Source organism: Promicromonospora umidemergens, assembly GCF_024171995.1.
GTDB classification, from domain to species: Bacteria; Actinomycetota; Actinomycetes; order Actinomycetales; family Cellulomonadaceae; genus Promicromonospora; species Promicromonospora umidemergens.
Genome location: NZ_JAMTCT010000024.1, coordinates 57,060 through 82,352 on the forward strand (window position 1 = coordinate 57,060; position 25,293 = coordinate 82,352).

Annotated in this window: 20 protein-coding genes; 17 read left to right on the forward strand and 3 right to left on the reverse strand. The window is 72.1% G+C overall.

Going from position 1 to position 25,293, the window contains the following annotated elements; genetic code table 11:
• Positions 1-54: 54 nt before the first annotated feature.
• The 9 genes from APR04_RS25800 (at position 55) to APR04_RS25840 (ending at position 12,067) form a co-directional block, all read left to right on the forward strand.
• Entirely contained in the window at positions 55-1,656 is a 1,602-nt protein-coding gene (locus APR04_RS25800) for an ABC transporter substrate-binding protein (RefSeq protein WP_253876308.1), read from the forward strand.
• A 117-nt stretch (positions 1,657-1,773) separates the two neighbouring features.
• The gene (locus tag APR04_RS25805) at positions 1,774-2,730 is read left to right on the forward strand and encodes an ABC transporter permease (RefSeq protein ID WP_253876310.1); all 957 of its coding nucleotides are present in this window, start codon (positions 1,774-1,776) and stop codon (positions 2,728-2,730) included.
• 1 nt (position 2,731) lies between these two features.
• Complete coding sequence (locus tag APR04_RS25810; protein WP_253876312.1) at positions 2,732-4,714, forward strand: dipeptide/oligopeptide/nickel ABC transporter permease/ATP-binding protein; 1,983 nt, start codon at positions 2,732-2,734, stop codon at positions 4,712-4,714.
• A complete protein-coding gene (locus tag APR04_RS25815) occupies positions 4,711-5,535 on the forward strand; it encodes an ABC transporter ATP-binding protein (RefSeq protein WP_253876314.1) in 825 nt (274 codons plus the stop codon). Before APR04_RS25810 ends, APR04_RS25815 begins: the two co-directional genes overlap by 4 nt.
• Positions 5,536-5,609: 74 nt before the next feature.
• Positions 5,610-6,536: a dihydrodipicolinate synthase family protein gene (locus APR04_RS25820; protein WP_253876316.1), complete on the forward strand. Its 927-nt coding sequence runs from the start codon at positions 5,610-5,612 to the stop codon at positions 6,534-6,536.
• The gene (locus tag APR04_RS25825) at positions 6,529-7,500 is read left to right on the forward strand and encodes an ROK family protein (RefSeq protein ID WP_253876318.1); all 972 of its coding nucleotides are present in this window, start codon (positions 6,529-6,531) and stop codon (positions 7,498-7,500) included. The genes APR04_RS25820 and APR04_RS25825 overlap by 8 nt, the downstream gene beginning before the upstream one ends.
• Positions 7,501-7,511: 11 nt before the next feature.
• Positions 7,512-8,228, forward strand: coding sequence for an N-acetylmannosamine-6-phosphate 2-epimerase (locus APR04_RS25830; RefSeq protein WP_253876356.1), 717 nt, complete (start codon positions 7,512-7,514; stop codon positions 8,226-8,228).
• Between the two features lie 94 nt (positions 8,229-8,322).
• Positions 8,323-11,034, forward strand: a complete 2,712-nt coding sequence (locus APR04_RS25835; RefSeq protein WP_253876320.1) for an NPCBM/NEW2 domain-containing protein — start codon at positions 8,323-8,325, stop codon at positions 11,032-11,034.
• Positions 11,035-11,140: 106 nt separating this feature from the next.
• On the forward strand, positions 11,141-12,067 hold the full coding sequence (locus tag APR04_RS25840) for a DUF808 domain-containing protein (protein WP_253876322.1): 927 nt from the start codon (positions 11,141-11,143) through the stop codon (positions 12,065-12,067).
• 4 nt (positions 12,068-12,071) lie between these two features.
• Here the strand turns inward: APR04_RS25840 and APR04_RS25845 are convergent, their stop codons facing one another.
• Positions 12,072-12,824: a GNAT family N-acetyltransferase gene (locus APR04_RS25845; protein ID WP_253876324.1), complete on the reverse strand. Its 753-nt coding sequence runs from the start codon at positions 12,822-12,824 to the stop codon at positions 12,072-12,074.
• 121 nt (positions 12,825-12,945) lie between these two features.
• Between APR04_RS25845 and APR04_RS25850 the strand changes: the two genes are divergently transcribed.
• Both APR04_RS25850 and APR04_RS25855 read left to right on the forward strand, forming a co-directional pair.
• On the forward strand, positions 12,946-13,815 hold the full coding sequence (locus tag APR04_RS25850; protein ID WP_253876333.1) for an SDR family NAD(P)-dependent oxidoreductase: 870 nt from the start codon (positions 12,946-12,948) through the stop codon (positions 13,813-13,815).
• A gap of 27 nt (positions 13,816-13,842) precedes the next feature.
• Positions 13,843-14,340 (forward strand): MerR family transcriptional regulator, encoded by a 498-nt coding sequence (locus tag APR04_RS25855; protein WP_253876335.1) that lies wholly within the window; start codon positions 13,843-13,845, stop codon positions 14,338-14,340.
• On the opposite strand, the gene APR04_RS25860 is transcribed toward APR04_RS25855, so the two are convergent.
• Positions 14,318-15,391: a LacI family DNA-binding transcriptional regulator gene (locus APR04_RS25860; protein WP_253876337.1), complete on the reverse strand. Its 1,074-nt coding sequence runs from the start codon at positions 15,389-15,391 to the stop codon at positions 14,318-14,320. The genes APR04_RS25855 and APR04_RS25860 overlap by 23 nt on opposite strands.
• Positions 15,392-15,520: 129 nt before the next feature.
• On the opposite strand from APR04_RS25860, the gene APR04_RS25865 reads away from it, so the two are divergent.
• From APR04_RS25865 to APR04_RS25880, 4 genes are read left to right on the forward strand one after another with little or no spacing between them, the layout of a single operon-like run.
• Entirely contained in the window at positions 15,521-16,843 is a 1,323-nt protein-coding gene (locus tag APR04_RS25865) for an ABC transporter substrate-binding protein (RefSeq protein ID WP_253876339.1), read from the forward strand.
• 7 nt (positions 16,844-16,850) lie between these two features.
• The gene (locus APR04_RS25870) at positions 16,851-17,777 is read left to right on the forward strand and encodes a carbohydrate ABC transporter permease (RefSeq protein ID WP_253876341.1); all 927 of its coding nucleotides are present in this window, start codon (positions 16,851-16,853) and stop codon (positions 17,775-17,777) included.
• The gene (locus tag APR04_RS25875; RefSeq protein WP_253876343.1) at positions 17,774-18,601 is read left to right on the forward strand and encodes a carbohydrate ABC transporter permease; all 828 of its coding nucleotides are present in this window, start codon (positions 17,774-17,776) and stop codon (positions 18,599-18,601) included. The genes APR04_RS25870 and APR04_RS25875 overlap by 4 nt, the downstream gene beginning before the upstream one ends.
• Positions 18,602-18,614: 13 nt before the next feature.
• Positions 18,615-21,479 carry an alpha-L-rhamnosidase gene (locus tag APR04_RS25880; protein WP_253876345.1) on the forward strand — a complete coding sequence of 955 codons (2,865 nt, stop codon included), beginning with the start codon at positions 18,615-18,617 and terminating at the stop codon, positions 21,477-21,479.
• Here APR04_RS25880 and APR04_RS25885 read toward each other — a convergent pair.
• Positions 21,476-22,231 (reverse strand): SDR family NAD(P)-dependent oxidoreductase, encoded by a 756-nt coding sequence (locus APR04_RS25885; protein WP_253876346.1) that lies wholly within the window; start codon positions 22,229-22,231, stop codon positions 21,476-21,478. The two genes, APR04_RS25880 and APR04_RS25885, sit on opposite strands and share 4 nt — an antisense overlap.
• Positions 22,232-22,397: 166 nt before the next feature.
• Between APR04_RS25885 and APR04_RS25890 the strand changes: the two genes are divergently transcribed.
• On the forward strand, positions 22,398-23,786 hold the full coding sequence (locus APR04_RS25890) for a glycoside hydrolase family 125 protein (protein WP_253876348.1): 1,389 nt from the start codon (positions 22,398-22,400) through the stop codon (positions 23,784-23,786).
• 63 nt (positions 23,787-23,849) lie between these two features.
• Positions 23,850-24,944: a GntR family transcriptional regulator gene (locus tag APR04_RS25895; protein WP_253876350.1), complete on the forward strand. Its 1,095-nt coding sequence runs from the start codon at positions 23,850-23,852 to the stop codon at positions 24,942-24,944.
• Positions 24,945-25,293: the final 349 nt, after the last annotated feature.

The following is a 25,293-nucleotide window of genomic DNA, read 5'->3' on the forward strand; positions in this document are numbered from 1 at the left end:
GTGAGGTCGAGGAGGCCTGATCCGACTGTTCTGATCCCACTGTCAGGAGAATCAATGACGCTTCATGCCAGCCCATCTCCCCGGCGTCGCGCCGTCGCGACCGCTGCGGCAGGCTTGGTCGTGGCCCTCGGCCTCGCCGCCTGCTCGAGCGGCGGCACCACGCAGAGCCCGGCCGGCGAGGGCGCCGCCCAGGGCGAGGTCGACCAGAACGCCGTGATCGAAGCCGGCATCTCGTACACCCTCTCGGGTGGTTTCGACCCGATGACCACCACCGGTGCCGTGACAGTAGCGGCGAACTGGCACGTGTTCGAGGGACTCACCGAGATCGATCCCGCCACGCGTGAGGTCTACGCGGCACTCGGTACCGACCTCCCCGAGAAGATCGACGACACGCACTACGAGGTCGACCTGCGCGACGGCGCCGTGTTCCACGACGGCAGCCCCGTCACCACCGACGACGTCGTCTACAGCTTCGAGCGCGTGCTCGACCCCGAGAACGAGTCCCTCTACGCGGAGTTCGTCGACTTCATCGACACGGTCGGCGCCGTCGACGACGACACGGTCTCCATCGAGCTCAAGTACCCGTTCAGCCTCGTCGCCGAGCGGCTGTCCGCGGTCAAGATCGTCTCCGAGAAGGTCGTCGAGTCCGACTACGAGGCGTTCAACGCCCTGCCCGTCGGCACCGGCCCGTTCACGATCACGCACGCGGCTCCCGACGACAAGATCACCTTCGAGCGCTTCGACGACTACACCGGGCCCCGCCCGGCGCAGGCCGCCGGCCTCGTCTGGAACCTCCTGTCCGACTCCGCCGCACGCGTCACCGCCATGAGCTCCGGCACGGTCGCCGCCATCGAGGACGTCCCCTACATCGACCTGCCGACGCTCGAGGGCACGACGGACGTGGAGTCCGTCCAGTCCTTCGGCACGCTCTTCATGATGTTCAACACGGACAAGGAACCGTTCGACGACCCCCGGGTCCGGCAGGCGTTCTTCTACGCCCTGGACATGGACTCGATCATCGAGACCGGGCTGCTGGGCAACGGAGCGGCGGCCACGAGCTTCCTGCCCGAGAACCACCCCAACTACAACGAGGCCTCGACGACCTACACCTACGACCCGGAGAAGGCCAAGCAGCTGCTGGCCGACGCCGGTGTCGAGGACCTCTCGATCAACCTCCTGACCACGGACACGGGCTGGGTCGCCGACCTCGCGCCACTGATCAAGGAGAACCTCGACGCCATCGGCGTCGACACGACCCTCGACATCGGCCAGTCCGGCGGCCAGTACACCAAGGTCGACAACGGCAACCTGGACGTCATGGTCGCCCCCGGTGACCCGTCGGTCTTCGGCAACGACCCGGACCTGCTCATGCGCTGGTGGTACGGCGACAACGTCTGGTCGCAGTCCCGCTACCGCTGGGACGACGACCCGAAGTTCGCAGAGCTGCAGGACCTGCTGGACCAGGCGGTGCGCACCTCGGGCGACGAGCAGCAGAAGCTCTGGGACCAGGCGTTCGACCTCGTGTCCGAAGAGGTCCCGCTCTACCCGCTGCTGCACCGCAGCCTGCCCACCGCCTGGGACGGCTCGCGGCTGTCCGGGTTCCAGCCCTTGCCCGTGACCGGGCTGTCGTTCCTCGACGTCGGCCAGGTCGGCTGACCAGCACACCCGCCTGACACCCGTACCGCCCCCGGTCCTCTCGCCCACGTAGGCGGGAGGACCGGGACACCAGAACGGACGCACCATGCCCCGCACCACCACCGAAGGAGGCCCCCGATGAACGCGCTCCTGCGGCTCGTCGGCCGCCGCCTCCTCCAGCTGCCGATCATGATCCTCGGCATCACGCTCCTCGTGTTCTTCGTGATGTCGTTCTCCAAGGTCGACCCGGCCATCCAGGCCCTCGGCGAGGGGGCCTCGGTCGAGGCGCGCGACGCCTACCGCGAGGCGCACGGGCTCGACGACCCGCTGCTCGTGCGGTACCTCAGCTTCCTCGGCGGCCTCCTGCGTGGCGACCTCGGCACCTTCAGCGCCCGGCAGACCCCCGTCGCCGACGAGGTGGTGCGCGCCCTGCCGATCACGCTCGAGCTCACGTTCATCGGGCTCGTCATCGCAGCCGTCCTCGCCCTGCTGCTCGGCGTCGTCGCCGCGCTCTTCCGTGACCGCTGGCCGGACAAGGCGATCCGCGTCGTCTCCGTCGCGTCGCTCGCCACGCCGTCGTTCTGGCTCGCCGTCCTCCTCATCCAGGCGGTCACGCTCGGCACGGGAGCTCTACCCGCCAGCGGCCCCCTGCCCGACCCCGGCGTCGACCTGCCCGGCTACCTCGCCCGCATGGCCCTGCCCGCACTGGCGCTCGCCGTCCCCGTGGTCGGCCAGCTCACCCGCGTGGTGCGCACCTCCGTCGTCGAGGAGCTCGACAAGGACTACGTGCGTACCGCCATCGGCGCGGGCCTGCCCCGGCACGTGGTCGTGGGGCGCAACGTGCTGCGCAACGCCCTCATCACGCCCATCACCGTCCTCGGGCTGCGGGTCGGCTACCTCATCGGGGGCGCGGTCGTCATCGAGGTCATCTTCGCGCTGCCCGGCATGGGCACCCTCATCCTCAACGGCGTCACCAACAACGAGCCGAACCTCGTCCAGGGCGTGACCCTGGCGGTGGCCCTGGCGTTCGTCGTGGTGAACATCGTCGTCGACATGCTCTACGTACTCGTCAACCCACGAATCAGGACGGTGTGACGTGCGACGACACCTCACGGAACGACTCTCCGAGCCGGCGCTGCGGCTGCGTGCCCTGCCCGTCGGGTCCAAGATCTCGCTCGCGTTCGTGCTCCTCGTGGTGCTGGCCGCGATCTTCGCCCCGCTCGTCGCGGTGCACAACCCGCTCACGACCGGTATCCCCGTGCAGCCCCCGGGAAGCGAGTTCTGGTTCGGCACCGACCGCCAGGGCCGCGACATCTTCGCCCGCGTGGTGCACGGCGCCCGCTACTCCCTGGTCATCGGCCTCGGGGCGACCGGGATCGCGCTCGTCGCGGCAGCGGTGCTCGGCTCGATAGCGGCCACGGCGAGCAAGGCCGTCTCCGAGACCCTGATGCGGGTGCTCGACATCATCATGTCCTTCCCCGGGATCGCACTGGCCGCCGTCTTCGTCTCGGTGTTCGGGCGCTCGCTGCCGGTGCTGGTCCTGACGATCGCGTTCCTGTACACGCCGCAGCTCACCCGGGTGGTCCGGGCCAACGTGCTGGACCAGTACGGCGAGGACTACGTGGCAGCGACGCGGGTCATGGGCGCGCGGACCTGGTGGGTGCTGGCGCGGCACGTGGCACGCAACTGCGCGGCACCCGTGCTGGTGTTCACGACCGTCCTGGTCGCCGACGCGATCATCTTCGAGGCGTCCCTGTCGTTCATCCAGGCGGGCGTGCCCGACCCCGAGCCGTCGTGGGGCAACGTCATCGCCGCCGGACGGGACCTCGTCATGGGCGGCTACTGGTGGGCCACGTTCTTCCCCGGGGCGGCGATCATGCTCACCGTCCTGTGCCTCAACGTCCTGTCCGAAGGCCTGACCGACTCCATGGTCGCGGCCCCCCGCGGCGACCGCGCCGCCCGCGCGGACGCCGCGGCGGACGACGCGGCGGCCACCCAGGCCGAGGACGTCGACCCCGACGTAGCCCCCGCCGAGCCCGCCGTCCCGCTCGCCAGCCGCCTCGCGACCCTCCGCGCCGCCGAGGAGCTGCGCACCGACCGGCCCGTCCACGACGGCGACCAGGCCCCGCTGCTCGAGGTGCGCAACCTCTCGATCCGGTTCCCCGAGCGGCACGGCGACGTCGCCGTCGTCGACGACGTGTCCTTCTCCGTCCGCCCGGGCGAGACGATGGCGCTCGTCGGCGAGTCCGGCTGCGGCAAGTCGATCACGTCGCTAGCGGTCATGGGGCTGCTCGACTCGTCGGCCCAGGTCAGCGGCCAGATCCTGTACCGCGGCCGGGACCTGCTCACGATGTCGCCGAGCGAGCGGGCAGCCCTGCGGGGCACCGAGACCGCGATGATCTACCAGGACGCGCTGAGCTCGCTCAACCCGTCGATGCTCGTGCGGGCGCAGCTGAAGCAGCTCACCCGGCGCGGCGGGACCCGCACGGCGCAGGACCTGCTGGAGCTGGTCGGCCTCGACCCGGAGCGCACGCTCAAGAGCTACCCCCACGAGCTCTCCGGCGGACAGCGCCAGCGCGTCCTCATCGCCATGGCGCTCACCCGTGACCCGAGCCTGATCATCGCGGACGAGCCGACGACGGCGCTGGACGTGACCGTCCAGGCGCAGGTGGTCGAGCTGCTCGACGGGCTGCGCGAGCAGCTCGGCTTCGCGATGGTGTTCGTCAGCCACGACCTCGCGCTCGTCGCCGAGATCGCGCACCGGATCACCGTCATGTACGCGGGCCAGGTGGTCGAGCAGGCACCCACCAGGGAGCTGCTCCTCGACCCGCGGCACGAGTACACGCAGGGGCTGCTCGGTGCGGTGCTCTCGATCGAGTCGCGCTCCACCCGGCTGCACCAGATCCCCGGCACCGTCCCCACCCCGCGCGACTTCCCGGCCGGCGACCGGTTCGCCCCGCGCTCGTCGCACCCGGAGCGCGGGCTCGGCGTGCGACCCGTGCTGAGCCCGGTCGACGGCGCACCGGACCACCTCGTCGCCTCGCCCGGCGCCCCCACCACGATCGGAGCACAGCGATGAGCGGCACCACCACGGCAGGCACCCCCGCCGCGACCGACGAGCCCGTCGTGGAGCTGCGCGGCGTGCACGTCGTCTTCAAGGCACGCACCGGCACCCTCTTCCGGGCGAACCGGGTGCACGCCGTCGACGACGTGTCCGTGCAGGTGCGCCGCGGCCGCACGCTCGGGATCGTGGGGGAGTCCGGCTCCGGCAAGTCCACCATGGCCAAGGTCCTCGTCGGCCTGCAGGTACCCACCTCGGGAGAGGTCCGCTTCCGCGGCGCCGCGGTGCGCTCCTACACGCCACGCGTGCGCCGAGAGGTCGGGCGGGTCGTGTCGGTCGTCTTCCAGGACCCCGCCACCGCGCTCAACGCACGCATGCGGGTGCGCGAAGCCCTGCGCGACCCGCTCGACGTGCACCGCGTGGGCACACCGGCAACCCGGGCCGCACGGGTGCGCGAGCTCACGCACCTGGTCGGGCTGCCGACGTCGGTCCTCGACGCGCTCCCCGGCCAGCTCTCGGGCGGCCAGCGCCAGCGGGTGGCGATCGCCCGGGCGCTCGCGCTCGAGCCGGACGTGATCGTCGCCGACGAGCCGACGTCCGCGCTCGACGTCTCCGTCCGCGCGCAGATCCTCAACCTGCTCGCCGACCTCAAGAACGAGCTCGGCCTCGGGATGGTCTTCATCTCCCACGACATCCAGACCGTCCGCCACGTCTCCGACGAGATCGTGGTCATGCGCTCGGGCCGGATCGTCGAGTCCGGACCCGCCGCGCACGTCCTGGACGACCCGCAGCACGAGTACACGCGCACGCTGCTCGCCGCGGCGCCCGCCCTCCTGTGAGGCAGCCCGCCTTCCCCGTCCCCGTCGCCGTCCCCACGGACCGCACCACCTCACCACCAGAACCGGAGCCTCACGTGACCACGCCCCTCTTCCGCGGGATCGTCCCGCCCGTCCTGACCCCGCTCACCGCCGGCGGCGAGGTGGACGTCGCGTCGCTCGACCGCCTTGTGCGCCACCTCGTCGAGCGTGGCGTGCACGGTGTGTTCGTGCTCGGCTCGACCGGCGAGGTCGCCTACCTCACCGACGCCCAGCGCGACCTCGTCGTGCGGACCGTCGTGCGGGCGGCTGACGGCCGGGTGCCCGTCCTCGGCGGGGCGATCGACCTCACGACGGCGCGCGTGATCGAGCAGGCGCGTGCGCTGGTCGAGGCCGGCGTGGACGCCGTCGTCGCGACGCCCCCGGTGTACGCGATCAACGACACCGACGAGATCGAGCGGCACCTGCGCGCCGTCGCAGCGGCCGTCGACGTCCCCCTGTTCGCCTACGACATCCCCGTCCGCGTGCGGACCAAGCTGCCCGTCGACCTGCTGGTGCGTCTCGGCGCCGACGGCGTGCTCGCGGGGGTCAAGGACTCCTCTGGCGACGACGTGGCGTTCCGCCGCCTGGTCGCGGCCAACGCGGCAGCCGGGTCGCCGCTCGCGCTGTTCACCGGCCACGAGGTGGTCGTCGACGGGATGCTCCTGCTCGGCGCCGACGGCGTCGTGCCGGGCCTCGGGAACGTCGACCCCGCAGGGTACGTCCGGCTGTGGGACCTCGCGCAGGCGGGGAAGTGGGACGACGCACGCCGCGAGCAGGAGCGGCTGGCCGCCCTGTTCGAGATCGTGTTCCAGGCGCAGGGCCGGTCCGGCGACGCGGCGGGCGTCGGCGCGTTCAAGGTCGCCGTACAGCGCCAGGGGCTCATCGACACCGCCGCGCTCTCGTTCCCCCTCGAGGCGCTCGACGGTGACGTCGCCGACCGGATCGAGGAGATCACCCGCGAGGCGGGCCTCCTGCATGGCTGAGCCCGGCCAGGTCGTGGTGGGGGTGGACCTCGGCGGGACGAAGATTGCCGCGGCCACGGTCTCGGCTTCCGGCGAGGTGGGGACGGTACGCACCGTCCCCACCCCCGCGAGCGCCGGCCCGGACGCCGTGCTCGACGCCGTCGCCGCGCTCGTGCGGACGGTGCTGGCGGACGCCGGTGCCGCGCTCGGGGCCGTGGGTATCGGCACGGCCGGCGTGGTGGACGTGGCCAGCGGCACCATCGTCTCCGCGACGGACACGTTCCCCGGCTGGCCGGGAACCTCCGTCGCCGGTGGTGTACGCGACCGCCTGACCGCGCGGGGGACCGCGCCGGGGTCGGTCCCGGTGTTCGTCGAGAACGACGTCGACGCCCATGCCGCCGGCGAGTCCTGGCGGGGAGCCGCGGCGGGGGCCCGCAGCGTGCTGCTCGTGGCCGTGGGGACGGGCGTCGGCGGGGCCGTCGTGCTCGACGGCCGCCCCCTGCGCGGCGCCCACCACCTGGCGGGCGAGCTGGGGCACATGCCGGTACCGGGCGCCGAGGGCCTGCCGTGCACGTGCGGGCGCCCCGGCCACCTCGAGGCCGTCGCGGCGGGCCCGGCGATCCACCGCCGGTACCTGGCGCTCGGCGGCGACCCGGCCGTCCGGGACACCCGGGACGTCGTCGCCAGGGCGCGGCGTGCTGACCCGCTGGCCGACCGGGTGGTGCGAGAGTCGGCGACGGCGCTCGGGCGAGCGATCGCCGGGGTCGTGACGGTGCTGGACCCGGAGATCGTCGTCGTCGGCGGCGGCGTCGCCGGCTCCGGCGCCCCCTGGTGGCCCGCGCTCGAGCTGTCGCTGCGCGCCGAGGTCGTCGACGTGCTCGCGGGCCTGCCGCTGCGTCGAGCGGAGCTCGGCGGCGCGGCGGCGATCATCGGTGCCGCGCGCGGCGCGTGGGACCTGCTGGACCGGACGGAGAGGACCGCATGACCGAGGACCGCATGACCGAGGACCGTACGAGCAAGGGTCGTTGGGGCAGGGGACAGGTGCTGGACGCGATGCGCGGCAGCCTGACGGTGTCCTGCCAGGCGTACCCGGGCGAGCCGATGCGGGACCCGCGCACCACCGCGCAGGTCGCGCTGTCCGTCGTCGCGGGCGGTGCGGCGGCGGTGCGCGTGCAGGGCCTCGACGACATCGCGGCGGTCGCCGCCGTCGTCGACGTCCCCGTCGTCGGCCTGTGGAAGGACGGCGCCGACGGGGTCTTCATCACGCCGACCCTCCGCCACGCGCTGGCCGTGGCGGACGCCGGGGCCCACGTCGTGGCGCTCGACGGGACCCGTCGTCCGCGGCCGGACGGGCTGACCCTTGCCGAGACCGTCGCCGGGCTGCGCGAGGCGTCCGACACGCTGGTCATGGCCGACTGCGGATCGCTCGACGACGCTCTCGCGGCGCAGGACGCGGGGGTCGACCTGCTCGGGACGACCCTCGCGGGGTACACGGGCGAGCGCCCGAAGACCGACGGCCCCGACCTCGAGCTGGTCGAGGCGATGGTCGCGGCCTGCTCGCTCCCCGTCGTCGTCGAGGGACGGGTGCACACGCCCGCGCAGGCGGCAGCCGCGCTGGCGTGCGGCGCGTTCAGCGTCTGCGTGGGGACCGCCATCACCCACCCCACGACGCTGACCTCGTGGTTCGTGTCGGTTACAGGTTCTGATCGATAGTTCTGATCAAACGGTTGACCGGGTCGACGGGGTTGCCTAGCCTGACCGACGGCGCACCGGGCGCCGTGCACGTTCCGGAGTCAAGGGAGACCTCGTGAAGCTCGTACCCGCGCGCCGCTTGGCGGTCCGTGCAGTGACAGCGGTGTCAGCCCTCGCGCTCGTCGCGAGCGGCCTGGTCGTCGCGGGGAGCGCCGCGAGCGCCGCCCCGGCCACCGCCACCGACAAGACCGAGACCGACACCGATTCGCAATGGCGGGTGGGCGGCCCGCGGGGCTCCGACCTGGACGGGGTGCTGCGCCTGGACGACGCCGGGCAGGTGGCGCTGGACGTCGTCGCCGACGGCGAGACGGTGCTCTCGGCCACGCGCCTGGGGCTGCGGGGGAGCGACGGCGACCTCACCACCGGCCTGACCCTCGTGGACCGACAGGACCGCACGGTCTCCGACTCGTACACGATGACGACCGGCAAGAGCGCGCGCCGCTCGTACGTCCACCAGGAGTCGGTGTTCACGTTCGCGGACGCCGACGGCGCGCGCCTCGGCGTCGCCGTGCGGGTGTCCGACGACGGGGTCGCCTACCGCTACCTGCTCGACGGCGCCGGTGCGCACCGGGTGGACGAGGAGTCCGGCGCCTGGGAGCCGGCCACGGACGGGCCCGCGTGGATGCAGCGCTCGTACGCGGTCAACTACGAGGCGGAGTGGACCACCACGACCGCGGCGGCCGGGAACGGCAGCGGCAGCGTCGGGTACCCCGTGCTCTTCCAGCAGGCCGACCGGTACGTTCTGGTCACGGAAGCCGACCTGCACGGCGACTACTCCGGGTCGCACCTGACGCACACGCCGGGTTCCCTGCGGTACGACGTCGACCTGTTCGAGGGCCGGCCCGTCACCTCGACCGGCGACCTGTCGACGCCGTGGCGCGTGGCGATCGTGGGCGACCTGCCCGCCGTCGTCGGCTCCACGCTCGTGGACGACCTGGCCACCCCGAGCGAGCTCGACAGGCAGGACACGGACTGGATCAAGCCCGGCCGGTCCAGCTGGAGCTGGCTGACCGACTCGAGCAGCCCGCGCGACGAGGCCCGTCAGCGCGACTTCGTCGACCTGGCGGCGCGCAACGGCTGGGAGTACGTGCTCCTGGACGAGGGCTGGGACGCGAGCTGGGTGCCGCGCACCGTCCGCTACGCCCACACCAAGGGCGTCGACGTCATCGCCTGGTTCCACAGCAGGGACCTGCGCACGCAGGAGCAGCGCGACGAGTGGCTCCCGCGCCTGAAGTCGTGGGGCGTGAGCGGCCTCAAGGTCGACTTCATGGACACCGACTCGCAGGAGATCCACCGCTGGTACGACGACGTCGCCCGCGACACCGCCCGGTACGAGCTGATGATCAACTTCCACGGGTCGGCCCTGCCGACCGGCATGCAGCGCACGTGGCCGCACATCATGAGCTACGAGTCGGTGCGCGGCATGGAGAACGGGATCAGCCCGGAACGCAGCCTCATCGTGCCGTTCACGCGCAACGTCACGGGATCGATGGACTTCACGCCCGTGGTGTTCTCCCGCGACAACGACAAGACGTCCAAGGCGCAGCAGGCCGCGATGAGCGTCGTGTACGAGTCGGGCTGGCAGCACATCTCGGACAAGCCCGAGGGGTACGCGGACGAGCCGAACGCCATGCCGTTCCTGCAGAACATCCCGGCGGACTGGGACGAGGTGCGGCTGCTCAGCGGGACGCCCGGGCAGGACGCGGTGCTGGCTCGCCGGTCGGGGGACCGGTGGTTCGTCGGCGGCATGCGCGCGGGCTCCGGAGACCCGCTGGAGCTGCCGCTGGCCGGCCTGGCCGACGGACGCAGGGTGCTCGTCGACCTGCTGACCGACGACGGCACGAACGGTTCGGCCACCGTGCACACCACCCTCCGGACGACGGCGTCCGAGACGCTCCAGGTCCCGACGGCGAACAACGGCGGCTTCGTCGCCGTCGTGTGCGAGCCCCGGAACCGCGAGTCGTGCCTCGAACCGGTGGTGGACCGCCCGGCGGCCACGATCGACGTCGACCCGGCCGAGGCCGACGTCGAGCCCGGCAGCACCGTCGAGGTGCGGGCCACCTTCGCGGTGCCCGACCGCGCCGTCACGCGGGTCGCGGTGACGCCCGACCTGCCGGCGGGCTGGGAGGCCGACCACGGCACCCGGACCTTCGCGCGGCTCGCGGCCGGGCAGACCGCGGAAATCACCTGGCAGGTCCGCGTGCCCGCCGACGGTGCGCCCGGTACGTTCGAGGTCCCGGTCGACGTCCGTTACCACCACCGAGGCGACCGCTACACCGCCGCGAGCCAGGCCACGCTGTGGGTCACCCCGCCCGCCGTGACCGGCACGCAGCACGTGTCCGACCTGCACTGGGCCGAGGAGTCCAACGGCTGGGGCCCGGTCGAGCGTGACATGTCGAACGGTGAGGCCGTCGCAGGGGACGGGAACCCGATCACGATCGCGGGTTCCACCTACGCCAAGGGCGTCGGTATGCATGCCCCCGGCTCCCTGACCGCCTGGCTCGGCGGTACGTGCACGACGTTCCGCTCGGTGGTCGGCATCGACGACGAGGTGGCCGGGGCCGGATCGGTCCAGTTCCACGTCTACGGTGACGGCGTCCTGCTGGCCGAGACCCCGGTCCTGACCGAGGCCGACGGCGGCGTGCCGCTCGACGTCGACGTCACCGACGTCCGCCGGCTGCGCCTGGCCGTCTCGGACGGCGGCGACGGCAAGAACTCCGACCACGCCGACTGGGCCGACGCCCGCGTCGGGTGCGGGGAGGGCTGACCGGCACGAGCGTTCACGTCCCGGATGCTCTGTCACCGTCCGGAGTTGCATAGGCTGCGGGCATGACGACAGATCGCTCGAAGATGGGGGCACCGTGGGTGGCCTGATGGGACTGCTGGACGACATCGCCGCACTGGCCAGGCTGGCGGCGGCGTCGATCGACGACGTCGGCGCCGCCGCGGGCCGCGCTACGGCGAAGGCGGCGGGTGTCGTCGTGGACGACACCGCCGTCACGCCGCAATACCTGCGCAGCGTCGCGGCGAAGCGCGAGCTGCCGATCGTGAAGAAGATCGCGTTCGGGTCGATCCGCAACAAGCTGGTCTTCATCCTGCCCGCGGCGCTGCTGCTCAGCCAGTTCCTGCCCTGGCTGCTGCCGATCATCCTCATGATCGGCGGCACGTACCTGGCCTACGAGGGCGCGGAGAAGATCTGGCACAAGGTCTCCGGCCACCACACCGCCGAGGTGCCCGCCACGGAGGTCAGCCCGGAGGCCGAGAAGAAGATGATCGCGGGCGCCGTCCGCACCGACCTCATCCTGTCGGCCGAGATCATGGTGATCGCGCTCGCCGAGGTCGCCGACGAACCCTTCTGGTCCCGGCTGGCGATCCTCGTGGTGGTGGCGTTCGTCATCACGATCATCGTCTACGGCATCGTCGCGGCCATCGTGAAGATGGACGACGTCGGACTGCGCCTGGCCCAGAACAGCTCGGGCTTCTCCAAGACGCTGGGCCGCGGGATGGTCAAGGCCATGCCGAAGGTGCTCGCCGTGATCTCGGTGGTCGGCACCGTGGCCATGCTCTGGGTGGGTGGGCACATCCTGCTCGTCAACCTCGGCGCGGACGGCACCGGCTGGATACCGGCGCCGTACGAGTGGGTGCACCACCTCGAGGTGGCGATCCACGACGGCACCGGCGCGTTCGGTGGCACGCTCGGCTGGCTCTTCAACACGCTGTGCTCAGCCGTCGTCGGCCTCGTGGTCGGCGCCGCCGTGGTGGCCGTGATGCATCTGCTGCCGTCCCGGAAGAAGGAGTAGCCGGTCAGCCACTGACCGGCGTACGCCCTGTGCTGACCGGCGTGCGCACGGTGCCGAACGCCAGGCGCCGGCGCAGCCGGAAGCCAAGGCTCTCGTAGAGGCGGATCGCGTTCGTGTTGCCCGCGGAGGCGTGCATCATGGCGCGTTCGCCGCGCTCCTGGACGTGGTGGACGACGTCAAGGACGAGGCGTGAGGCCAGCCCCTGGCCGCGGTGCCGCTCGTCGGTGGCGACGGCGCTGATCTCCGTCCAGCCGGCGGGCCGCAGGCGCTCGCCGGCCATGGCCACGAGGCGTCCGTCGCGGCGGATGCCGACGTACCGGCCGAGCAGGTAGGTCCGGGGCAGGAACGGGCCGGGCTGCGCACGCGCCACCAGGTCGAGCATCTCGGGGACGTCGGCGGCGCCGAGGACCACCGCTTCGTCGTCGGGCCGGCCGTGCAGGCGCTCGGTCTCGACGAGCTGGACACCCGCGAAAGGATCGCCGCGTACCCAGCCGTGCGGCAGCACCACCGACTCGGGCGGCGCCGGGAACTCGGCGCCGTGCCCGACCAGGTCGAGCACCGCGTCCCAGACTCCGGGGTCGTCCCAGGTGCGGACGGCGGCGAACGGCGAGACGTCGGCCGGGTACCGGCGGGCGAGGTCGCCGCCCTCGGCCAGGTGGGCGTGCGTTCCCGAGAGCGCGGACCAGGCGGGGTCGTCCAGCACGGGATCGTCCAGCACAGGGTCCTCGGCGCGGTGGTCCGTGTCGGTGATGGTCATGCGAGGTCTTCGGACGTGGGGTTCACGTCCATCCCCAACGAGGACGTGGCCGGGTGCATTCCGGCCGGGCTCCACGCGATGGCTTGCCTTCGAGCGCGCTCGAATCTCTACCGTCGGCACCATGACGACGACCAGTGGCAAGACGTGGCTCATCACCGGTGCGAGCTCGGGTATCGGCCTGGCCCTGGCTGAGGCCGCGCTGCGGGCCGGCGAGCGGGTGGTCGGGACGGCACGGAGGACCGGCCGGTTCGAGGCGCTCCGCACCCGGTACGGGGATCGGCTGCTCCCGGTGGAGCACGACGTGCGGGAGACGGCCGCGGCCGCCGGCGTCGTGCAGCGGGCGCTCGAGGTGTTCGGGCGGGTCGACGTGCTCGTCAACAACGCCGGCGCCGGCCAGGTCGGAGCGGCCGAGGAGATCACGGACGGCCAGCTGCGCGACATGCTCGGCCAGCACCTCTTCGGCCCGGCGGCCTACGTGCGTGCGGTCCTCCCGCACCTGCGCGAACGCGGGTCGGGCGCGATCGTGCAGATGAGCAGCCAGGGCGGGCGCAGGTCGTTCCCGGCGGTCGGCAGCTACTCGGCCGGCAAGTTCGCGCTCGAAGGCTGGTCCGAGGCGCTGGCGGGCGAGGTCGCCCCGTTCGGGATCAGGGTGCTGATCGTGGAGCCCAGCCGGTTCCGCACCGAGTTCAACGCGTCCGAGGTGCTCGGCACGGCGGCCCCTGACCCGTCCTACGACGCGGTGACCGGCGCGGTACGCGCGAACATGGCCGAGGCCGACGGGATCCAGGAGGGTGACCCGCAACGCGGTGCCTCCGTGATCCGCCAGGTGCTCGACGCGCCGGACGCACCGCTGCGGCTCCCGCTCGGTGCCGAGGCGGTCCGCAACCTCAGGCAGGCCTACGCGTACTCGCTCGGCGACGTCGAGAAGTGGGCTCGGGCGAGCGAGTCGGCGGACTTCCCCGGCCTGCCCCCGGCCGTGCGGGCGTTCTGATGCTCCTTCCGATCTAGGGTGGTCGCCATGGCCACGGACGATCTGATGTCGCGAGCGCTGGCGGCACTGGGCGAGGACGGCGCGCCGTCGGTCGAGGTGATCCACGCCCTGGCCGACCTCGGCGCGACGCCCGGGCCGATGACCATCGCCGAGGCCGCCGTCCACCTCGACGTCTCGCCCCACACGCTGCGCTACTACGAGCGGGCCGGCCTGGTCCAGGTGAGCCGCGACTCCGCCGGCCATCGCGTCTACGACGACGTGGCGCTGCGCCGCCTGGTGTTCCTCACCCGCATGCGGCTGTCGGGGATGCCCGTGCGCGACCTGCAGCACTACGTCGCGCTGGTCGACGCCGGGAAGCGGACCGAGCCGGAGCGGCTCGACATCCTGCTCGAGCACCGCGACACCGTCCGCCGTCGGATCCGCGAGCTGACCCTCTCCCTGGCCGCCACGGAGTACAAGATCGCCACCTACGGGGGATCGACCGGTCCGGACGTGGAGCCGGTCACGGACCAGGCAGACGGCTGAGCTCCGCGCTCGACCGGCGGGCGCGGAGCTCGGTCGCGATCTCGAGCCGCACGGCCTCGGTCCGTCCCTCCAGCCGTTCCAGCAGCAGGCGCGCCGCCTCGCGCCCCATGGCCGCGCCGCTCTGGTCGACGCTCGTGAGCGAGACGAGCGGGTGGCGGGCGATCGGGACGTCGTCGTAGCCCACGACCGCCACGTCCCGCGCGTCCAGCCCGGCTTCCGCGACGGCGCTCAGCACGCCGATCGCCAGGGTGTCGTTGCCCGCGAAGATCGCCGTCGGGGGCTCGGGGGAGTCGAGGAGCGCGCGGGTCGCCGTCCGGGCCTCCGAACCGTCGAACAGGGTGTGGACCACCGTCGGCTCGAGGCCGAGCGCGTGCATGCGCTCGCGGTAGACGGCGGTGCGGACGACGTGCGGCTCGTCACCGGCCTGGCCCGCCCACGGGGGTTCCGGCCGAGACGGGTGGATGGTGAGGTGGGTGATCCGCCGGTGGCCGAGCCCGACGAGGTGCGACATGACCTGCTCGGCGCCGGACCGGTCGTCGCCGGTGATCGTGTCGTAGCGGTCGGACCTGTCGTGCCGCCCGATCATCACCACGGGTGTGCGCTCGGCGATCCGTTCGAGCCATGCGGGATCGACGCGCGGCGAGATGGCGACGATGCCGTCGACCTGGCGGTCCGCGAGGCTGTTGATCGCGACGTCGCCCTTCTGGTCGCGACCGAGCGGGGCGATGATCAGCTGGTACGGGGTCGTGGCGAGCGCTTCGGTCGCGCCGTCGACGATCATCGTGAGGAAGTCGTTGCCGACCTGAGGGATCTCGAACCCGAGCGTGAAGCTCGCGCCGCGCATCGCGCGGGCCGCAACGCGCGGGCGGTACTGGAGCCGTTCGATCGCCGCCTCGACCTGCGTGCGCATCCGGTCGCTGACGCCGTACGCGTTGCGGATCACCTTGGAGACGGCCGCCCGGGAGACGCCTGCCTCGCGGGCGACGTCCTGGATCGTGGACGGCCGCGCCGGAGAAGACGTGCTGTCCGGCGTGGGTTGTGCTGGGGTCACGGCGCTGTTCCCGATTCTGTAGATCGGTTGACACTCTACAGCGGCCCTCGCTAGCGTGGAATCGCTGAAAGGATTCATCGGCGGAGTGTAGATCGCTCTACGATCCTTTCGCTCTACAAGGAGGTAGAGATGATGTCCCCTGCAGATCGTGAACGGAGCACTCGTCGTCACGTGGCGGTAGCCGCCGCAGCGGTCCCGTTGCTCGTCCTCGCCGGCTGCTCGTCGTCCGCCGCGGACGGTGGGGCCACCGAGATCACCTTTCTCACGAGCAACGACGCCCCGAACCCTGAGACCGCCGAGGCGCTGGCCGAGGCCTTCGAGGCAGAGAACCCCGACGTGCGCGTCGACGTCGAGATCCGTCCGGGTGGTGCCGAGGGCGACAACCTGGTCAAGACGCGGCTGTCCACGGGCGAGATGGCCGACGTCTTCTACTACAACTCGGGGTCCCTGCTCCAGGCGCTCAACCCGGACTCGTCCCTGGTCGACCTGAGCGACCAGGAGTGGGTCGGCTCGCTGACCGAGGAGTTCGTGCCCGTCGTGAGCACCGAGGACGGGACCTACGGGGCTCCGCTGGGTGCGGCGTTCGCCGGCGGTGTCGTCTACAACAGGTCGGTCTACGAGGAGCTCGGGCTCACGGTTCCGCAGACCTGGGACGAGTTCATGGCGAACAACGAGAAGATCGCCACGGAGGGCGAGGGCATCGCACCGGTCATCCAGACCTACGGCGAGACGTGGACGAGCCAGCTCTTCGTGCTGGGCGACTTCGCCAACGTGCTCGCCGTCGACCCCGAGTGGGCCGAGCAGTACACGGCGCACCAGCGTTCCTACGCCGAGGAACCCGCTCTCCTCGGGTTCCAGCACCAGCAGGAGGTGGCCGAGGCAGGCTACTTCAACGAGGACTTCCCGTCCGCGACCTTCCCGGACGGCGCCCGGATGATCGCCGAGGGCGAGGGCGCGCACTACCCGATGCTCTCGAGCGTGGTCCAGACGATCATGCAGAACACGCCGGACGGCGTGGACGACCTCGGCTTCTTCGCGCTGCCCGCCGCCGAGGCGGAGCACACCCAGGCCACGATCTGGCAGCCGAACGCGGTGTACGTCCCGGCGTCCACGGAGGGCGCGGAGCTGGAGGCCGCGAAGGCGTTCGTCGCCTTCGTCAACAGCGCCGCCGGGTGCGACATCCAGAACGAGCTGCTCGTGCCCGCCGGCCCGTACGCCGGCACGTGCGACCTGCCCGACGACGCCCCGCCGCTGCTCGACGACATCCAGGCGTACGTCGACGACGGCAGGACCGCGAACGCGCTGGAGTTCCTCTCGCCGGTCAAGGGGCCGAACCTGGAGAAGGTCACGGTCGAGGTCGGTTCCGGCATCCGCAGCGCGGAGGACGCCGCCGCGTTCTACGACCAGGACGTCGAGAGCCAGGCCAAGCAGCTCGGTCTCGAGGGATGGTAGGCGAGGGATGCTAGCGCCGGTCACGACCGAGGTCCGGCCCGGCAGGCGCCGTCGGACGGCGGGCTCCACCTCGGCGACCCAGCGCAGCATCTACCCGTCGTGGTTCTACCTGCCGGCCGCTGCGCTGTACCTGGTGTTCTTCGCGGTGCCGACGTTCGCGTCGTTCTACTTCAGCCTCACCCGCTGGACGCTGTTCGACACCGAGTTCATCGGCCTGGAGAACTATGTCCAGTTCTTCTCGGAGCCGCAGCTCTTGCAGGGGTTCGTCAACACGCTGGTCTACGGCTTCGTGACGTCGGGCGCCAAGGTGGTGCTCGGGCTGGCGCTGGCCGTGCTGCTGACCTCGCAGCTCGTCGGCCGCGGGTACCTGCGGTCGGTCGTGTTCTTCCCCGTGCTCGTCTCCACGATCGGCGTCGGCATCACGTTCAAGGCGCTGCTCGACCCGTTCGACGGCGTGGTCAACACGATGCTCGCCGCGTTCGGCATCGACGGGCCCGGGTGGTTCACCGACCCGGACCAGGCGCTGCTCACGATCGCCGCCGTCGACGTCTGGAAAGGGCTCGGCATCGCCACTCTCATCTACATCGCGGGGATCGTCGCGATCCCGCAGGAGTACTACGAGGCCGCGCGGGTCGACGGCGCGAGCCGCTGGCAGCAGTTCCGCTCCATCACGCTGCCGCTGGTCCAGCCCGCCACGGCGACCGTCATCATCCTGTCCCTCATCGGCGGGCTGCGGTCGTTCGACCTGATCTGGGCGACCACGGGTGGCGGGCCGGGGTTCACCAGCGACGTCATCGGCTCCGTCATCTACAAGCAGTACCAGGCCGGCTTCTACGGGCTGTCCACCGCGGGCAACGTGATCCTCTTCCTGGTCGTCACGGCGGTCATGGTGCCGATCTCGATCCTGCTGAACCGGAAGGAGGTCGACCGATGAGGCGCGCCGGATCGTGGATCGCCGGTCTCGTGGCCGTCCTCGCTTCGGTGGTGGTCTTCCTCGTGCCGTTCGTGTTCATCTTCCTCACGGCGGCCAAGGACCCGGCGGACGCGTCGCGCCTCGAGTTCTCCTGGCCGCGGAGCTGGGCGTTCGGCGAGAACCTGACCGAGGTGCTCACCACGCGCGACGGCATCGTGGTGCGGGCCTTCGTGAACAGCGCGGTCCTGACCGTCGTCAGCGTCGTGATCATGGTGATCCTCGCGGCGATGGTCGGCTACCTGCTGCAGCGACGTCGTTCGCGGCTCAATCCGATCGTCAACTTCTTCGTCCTGGCGGGCCTCATCGTGCCGCCGGCCGTCGTCCCGACGATCTGGGTGCTGCAGCGGTTGGGGCTGTTCAAGACGATGCCCGGCCTCATCCTCATCGAGGCGACGTTCGGTCTGTCGTTCTGCATCCTGCTGTTCCGGGCGTTCGTGGCGACCATCCCGCGCGAGCTCGACGAGGCGGCGATCATCGACGGCGCGGGGCCCCTGCGGCTCTTCTTCGCCGTCATCCTGCCGCTGCTGCGGCCGGTGATCATCACCGTCGTCGTGGTGCAGGCGGTGACCGTGTTCAACGACTTCACCAACCCCCTGTACTTCCTGCCCGGGGACGAGAACGCGACCGTCCAGCTCACGCTCTACAACTTTCAGAGCCAGATGGTCAGCCAGTTCAACCTGCTCTTCATGGACATCCTGCTGATCACGATCCCGCCCCTGGTCATGTACATCTTCTTCAACCGCCAGATCGTGGCCGGCATGACGTCCGGCGCGGTCAAGGGCTGAGAGAGGTTCACCTGTGAACAACGAGTCCCCGAGGCCGACGTCGGTCGGTCGTGTCCGCGTCGAGCGCCGCACCGACGGCGACTTCGCCGACAGCCCCGCTCCACGTCTGAGCTGGACCGTCTATTCCGCGGTGCCCGGCTGGTGGCAGGCCGCCGCCGAGGTGCGCCTCGACGGCGGACGGGCTGGTGAACGCGTGGTGCGCCTGGACACCGACGAGTCCCGGTTCGTGGCGTGGCCGTTCGAGCAGCTCCTGCCGCACGCCCGGCACACCCTCGAGGTGCGCGTCACGGGCGTGGACGGCGGGACGTCGCCCTGGAGCGATCCGGTCACCGTGCGCGCGGTGTTCCTGGCCGACGGCGAGTGGACGGCCCCGTTCGTCGGGCTGGCCCCCGCGCAGGACGGGGCCACGGAGCCCGCCACGCCCGGCCTGCTCCGCACCGAGCTGGACCTCGACGCCGACGTCGCCCGCGCGACCCTCTACGCGTCGGCCCACGGCGTCTACCAGGTGCAGATCAACGGGCGCGACGTCGACGACGCCGTGCTGAAGCCCGGCTGGACGGCCTACCAGCACCGCCTCGTGCACGAGGCGACGGACGTGACCGCGCTGCTCCGCTCCGGCGCGAACGCCGTCGGCGTGCGGCTGGCCGGCGGCTGGTGGACCGAGCGGTACGGCTTCCACGGCGCCGCCAGGACCTTCTACGGGGAGCAGCCCGCCGTCGCGGTGCAGCTGCACGTCGAGCTCGCCGACGGGACGACCCGCGTCCTGACCACCGGACCGGACTGGCGCGGCGCCGCCGTCGGCCCCGTCGTGGCGAGCGGCATCTACGCGGGCGAGCGGACCGACGCGCGCCGCGCCGTGCCCGGCTGGGGCGAGCCGGGGTTCGACGACTCGGCGTGGCCGGCCGTGCGGGTGCACACGTCCGACGTCGTGCCGGAGCCCGCCATCGCTGAACCCGTGCGGCGGGTCGACGAGCTCGCGGTCCAGGACGTGATCACCACGGCGTCCGGGCGGACCGTGCTGGACTTCGGCCAGAACCTGGTGGGCCGGCTCCGGGTGCGCGTCACGGGCGAGCGCGGCCAGGTGGTCACGCTGCGGCACGCTGAGGTGCTGGAGCACGGGGAGCTCGGCGTGCGCCCCCTGCGGCACGCCGCGGCGACCGACCACCTCGTGCTCTCGGGGGAGGAGGACGTGCTCGAGCCAGAGTTCACCTTCCACGGCTTCCGGTATGCCGAGGTCGACGGCTGGCCGGGCGAGCTGGACCTCGCGGCGGCCCGTGCGGCGGTCACCGCCGTCGTCATCAGCAGCGACATGCGGCGCACCGGCTGGTTCGAGTGCTCGGACGAGCGGGTCGACCGGCTCCACGAGAACGTGGTCTGGGGGATGCGCGGGAACTTCGTCTCGGTGCCCACCGACTGCCCGCAGCGGGACGAGCGCCTCGGCTGGACCGGCGACATCCAGGTCTTCGGCCCGACGGCGAGCTACCTCTACGACAGCGACGCGTTCCTCGCCTCGTGGCTGCGCGACGTCGCCGCCGAGCAGGCCGCGCGCGACGGCGTCTGCCCGGTCGTGGTGCCGATGGTGCTGCCCTTCGGGGCCAAGCCCGCTGCCGCCTGGGGCGACGCCGCCACCGTCGTGCCCATGACGCTGCTGGAACGGTTCGCCGACCGGCGTGCGCTCGCCGAGCAGTTCCCGAGCATGCGGGCCTGGGCCGACGTGCTGCTCGGCCTGGCCGGCGACCGGCTCCTGTGGGAGGGCATGTTCCAGTTCGGGGACTGGCTCGACCCGGACGCGCCGCCGGACGACCCGGCCGGCGCGAAGACGGACCCCGACATCGTTGCGAGCGCCTACGTGGTGCGTTCGCTCCAGCTCGTCACCGCGGCGGCGCGCGAGCTCGGCGACGCGGAGGCTGCCGGGACGTACGGCGACCTCGCCGAGCGGGCGCGGCTGGCCTGGGTCCGCGAGTACACGACGCCGGCCGGGCGGGTGGTCTCCGACGCGCAGACCGCCTACGCGCTGGCGATCACCTTCGGCCTGGTGGACGCGGCGACGCGAGCGACGATGGGCGACCGGCTCGCCTGGCTGGTGCGCCGGGCGGGCTACCGCATCGGCACCGGGTTCGTGGGCACGCCGATCATCCAGGACGCCCTGACCTCCACCGGCCACGCCGACGTCGCGGCGCGCCTCCTGCTCCAGACCGGGGTGCCGTCCTGGCTGTACGCCGTGACGATGGGTGCGACGACGGTCTGGGAGCGGTGGGACAGCATGCTCCCGGACGGGAGCATCAACCCCGGCGAGATGACGTCGTTCAACCACTACGCCTTCGGTGCCGTCGCCGACTGGCTGCACCGCACGGTGGCCGGTCTCGCCCCGGACGCGCCCGGCTACCGGAGGCTGCGGGTCGCGCCGGTCCCGATCGCCGGGCTGGACCGGGCCTCGGCACGCTACGAGACCGCGTACGGGATGGCGGAGGCCGGCTGGGCGGCCCACGACGGGCAGATCGTGGTGCACGCGGTCGTGCCGGCGAACACGTCGGCCGTGGTGGTGCTGCCCGGAACGGCCGACACCCAGATCCAGGTGGGCTCCGGCCGCCACGAGTGGACCGTCCCCGACCCCCGGCGGCGGGCAGCGCCCCAGCCGGTCACGCTCGCCTCGACGCTCGGCCAGATCGCCGACGACCCCGAGGCGTACGCGGCGGTGCTGGACGCCGTCGACACGCTCGGGGCGGAGTGGGACGGCAACCTGCGCTCGCTGCGGGAGTGGACCGACCAGCGCACCCTGGAGGACGAGCTGGTCCGGCTGCCGCCCGCCGCGCCAGAACGGCTGCGGGCAGTGCTCGACGAGCTCAACTCCCGCCGGGCGGCGCCGGCAGCTCGCTAGACCGAGTCCTTCGTGATGCTCCAGCCCCCGTCGACCGGCAGCTCGACACCCGTGATGTACGAGGCGCGGTCGGAGCAGAGATACGTGATGGCATCGGCCACCTCGGACGCCTCGCCCAGGCGTCCGAGGGCGGTCGCCCCGGCGGCGCTGGCCCGGTCGGCCGCACCGACGCCTTCCCAGTGCGGCGTGAGGACCGGGCCGGGCAGCACGCTGTTGACCCGCACGGCGGGGGCGTACTCGGCGGCGAGCTGCCGGGCGAGCCCGGTCATCCCCGCCTTCGACGAGGCGTAGGCGGCGCGGCCCGGGAGCCCGAAGCGGGCGTGCACGGACGACACCATGACGACCGCGCCCCGGCCCGACGCCGTCAGGTCGGCCAGCAGCGCCCGGGTGCCGAGGTAGGCGCTGGTGAGGGTGACCCGGAGCTGGTGCTCCCAGCTGGACAGCGGCGTGTCCTCGAGCGACGCGACCGTGGTGGCGTAGGCGTTGTGCACGAGGATCTGCGGCCGGCTTAGCTCCGCCCGGCAGGCGGCGGCCGCCTCGGTCCAGGCCGCCTCGTCGGCGACGTCCATCACCATGGCCGCGGCCCGGTGCCCGGAAGCGCGCAGCTCGTCGCGGAGCTCGAGCACGGTGGGGGAGATGTCGACGAGGAAGAGGTCGGCGCCTTCTTCCGCGAGCCGTCGGGAGGTCGCGGCGCCAATGCCTCGGGCAGCGCCGGTGACGACTGCCGTACGCCCGTCCAGGTCGCGTGTCATGGCTGGTACCTCTCGTCGATGGGCGGTTCTCCGGCAGGCTACCCGCGGCGCGGGCCCGCTTCACCTGGACCTATTACCCCCATTCCAATACGTTGACATAGCAGTAATCCGTTCGTACGCTGCTCGGCAGGTCAGGCCAACGCCGGCACGACCGAGGAGACGGACGATGGGTTCGGACCATGAAGCTCGGCACAACTGGAGCGGGATCATGACGGGCGCGCAGGCATCGGGCCTGCCCGCGCTCTACACCCGCGAGATCCTCTCCGGCCTCGTCACCGCGGTGGCCGACCGGCTCGGCGACCGGGTCGCGGACGCCGTCGGGCGCTGCATGTCGGACACCCTCGCCCGGACGATCACCCGGCATCCCGACGGTACGGCGTTCGTGATCACCGGGGACATCCCCGCGATGTGGCTGCGGGACTCCACCGCGCAGCTCGCGCCCTTCCTGCACCTCGCCGGTCAGGACGAGCGGCTCGCGGACACGATCGCGGCGGTGTCGCGGCGGCAGCAGGCCTCGATCCTGCACGACCCCTACGCCAACGCGTTCAACGACGGCCCAACGGGCGCCGGACACCGGGACCGCACAGGGGATCCTGACACGGGACAGTCGGCCTGGGTGTGGGAGCGCAAGTACGAGATCGACTCCCTCGCCTATCCGGTCCAGCTCGCATACGACCTGTGGTGCGCCACCGGCAGGACGGACCACCTCGACACGTTCGGCCGGGTCGCGCGCACGGTCGTCGGCGTGTGGCGCGCCGAGCAGCGGCACCACGAGGGATCCCCGTACACGTTCGAGCGGACCGACTGCCCGCCGTCCGACACCCTGGTCCGTGCCGGGCGCGGCCCCGAGGTCGCGTTCACCGGCATGACCTGGGCCGGGTTCCGGCCCAGCGACGACGCCTGCCGGTACGGCTACAACGTGCCCGGCAACGCGCTGGCCGCCGTCGCGCTCGGATACGTGGGCCGGATCGCGACCGAGGTCCTGCACGACGACGCCCTGGCCACCGACGCCGCCGCGCTGCGGTCCGACCTCGAGCGCGGCATCCGCGAGCACGGCATCGTCCCCGGCCCGGACGGCCGGCCGGTCTACGCGTACGAGGTGGACGGCCGCGGCGGGGTGCTCCTGGCCGACGACGCCAACTCGCCCAGCCTGCTCTCCCTGCCGATGCTGGGCTGGTGCGCCGCCGACGACCCGCTCTACGCCGCCACCCGCGACCTGATCCTCAGTGACGCCAACCCCTACTACTACAGCGGCACGGCGGCGTCCGGTATCGGCAGCCCGCACACGCCCGCCGGGCACGTCTGGCCGATCGCCCTGGCGATCCAGGGACTGACCACCACCGACCCGGACGAGTGCCGCCGGCTCCTGGACCTGATCCTCGCGACCGACGCGGGGACCGGAGCCGTGCACGAGTCGTTCCACGTCGACGACCCGGCCGTTTACACGCGCGAGTGGTTCTCCTGGGCGAACTCGATGTTCTGCGAGCTCGCCCTCCAGGCCGCCGGCCTGCGCACGTACCGCCGTCGGTGCGCGGGCGTCGACGCGCGTCGGTGAGCCGTTCCCCAGGGCGGGGCACGGTAGATTCGACGGTCAGGTCCGATCGGTGAAAGGGCACCTGTGAGCCAGCCGCTCTACCTCGAGGTGTACGAGAAGCTCCGCGACGCGATCCACGCGGGGACGTACCGGGTCGGCGACCGGATGCCCGCGGAGGCCGAGCTGACCAAGCAGCTCGGGGTCAGCGCCATCACGCTCAAGCGCGCGATGGACCTGCTGCGCGCCGACGGTTACATCACGCGCCGGCCCCGGCTCGGCACCATCGTCGTGAGCGAGACCGCTACGACCGCCGTCAGCACCGGGAGCGGACCCACGCCCCTGATCGGATGCGTCCTGACCGACTTCGACGACACCTTCGGCACGCGGGTGCTCGCCGGGCTGCTCGACGCGTCGAGCACCGTCGCGAACGTCGTGGTCAAGCGCAGCCTCGGCAACCGCGAGGCGGAGGACGACATCGTGCGGGCGCTCGTGGCCGACGGCGTCCAGGGGCTGATCCTCGAACCGAGCTCGTCGCAGTACGTACCCCCGGCGGTGCTGGAGCTCATCACCCAGTCGTTCCCGGTGGCCATCCTGGACCGTGTGTTCGACGGGGTCCCGGTGTCGTCGGTCTGCTCCGACAACGTCTCGGCGGGGCGGCAGGCCGCCGACGTCCTCTTCGCCTCGGGGTACGACCATGTCGGGCTGGTGTCGGCCGCGAGCACCGTCTCGACCGTGCAGGACCGGCTCGACGGCGTCGTCGCCGCCCACGCCACCCGGCACGTGCCGTTCGACCCGGCGCACCAGTTCCGGAAGGTCCGGTCGACGGTTCCCGGGAGCGCCGTCTCGCCGGACGACGACCTCGCCGAGCTCGAGAAGTTCCTGAGCGCCAACCCGGGCGTGACGGGCCTGGTCGCTACCGAGTACAACATCGCCGTCCTGCTGCGCGAGGCGGCGCAGCGCGCCGGCCGGACGGTGCCGGGGGACCTCGGCATCGTCTGCTTCGACCACCCGGACGCCTCCTACGACCAGGCGCGCTACCGGTTCACCCACATCCGGCAGGACGAGACGCGGATGGGGCACGAGGTGGTCGACCTCGTCCTCGCCCAGATCCGTGGTGGGGGGCAGGTCACCAAGGTCGCGCTGCCGACCGAACTGGTGCCGGGCAGCTCGACGCGCTGAGGGTGCCGGGCGGGCGGCCGCGTGGGCGGGTGCCGAGTCCGACTCGGGGGCATGCGGCAGTCCGACGGCCCGCCTCGTTCGTGCCGCCTGCTCAGCAGGGTGGTTCGTCGGGGCGGGATGATCGGGTCGAGTCGAGTCGGGCCGGTTCGTGTCTGGCCGGGTGAGGTGGGGTCGAGTCGGCCTGCTTAGAAGGGTGGTTGGTCGGGGTCGGTCGGGCTTGTGGGGTCGGTCGGTGCTGCCTGGTTCGGTATGGCTCCGGGTTCGGTGGTCTGGTAGCTGCGGGGTAGGCGTTGGCCGGTGAGGGCGTGGAGGGTGAGGTCGCCGCTGGTGTCGGGGTCGATCTGGTCGA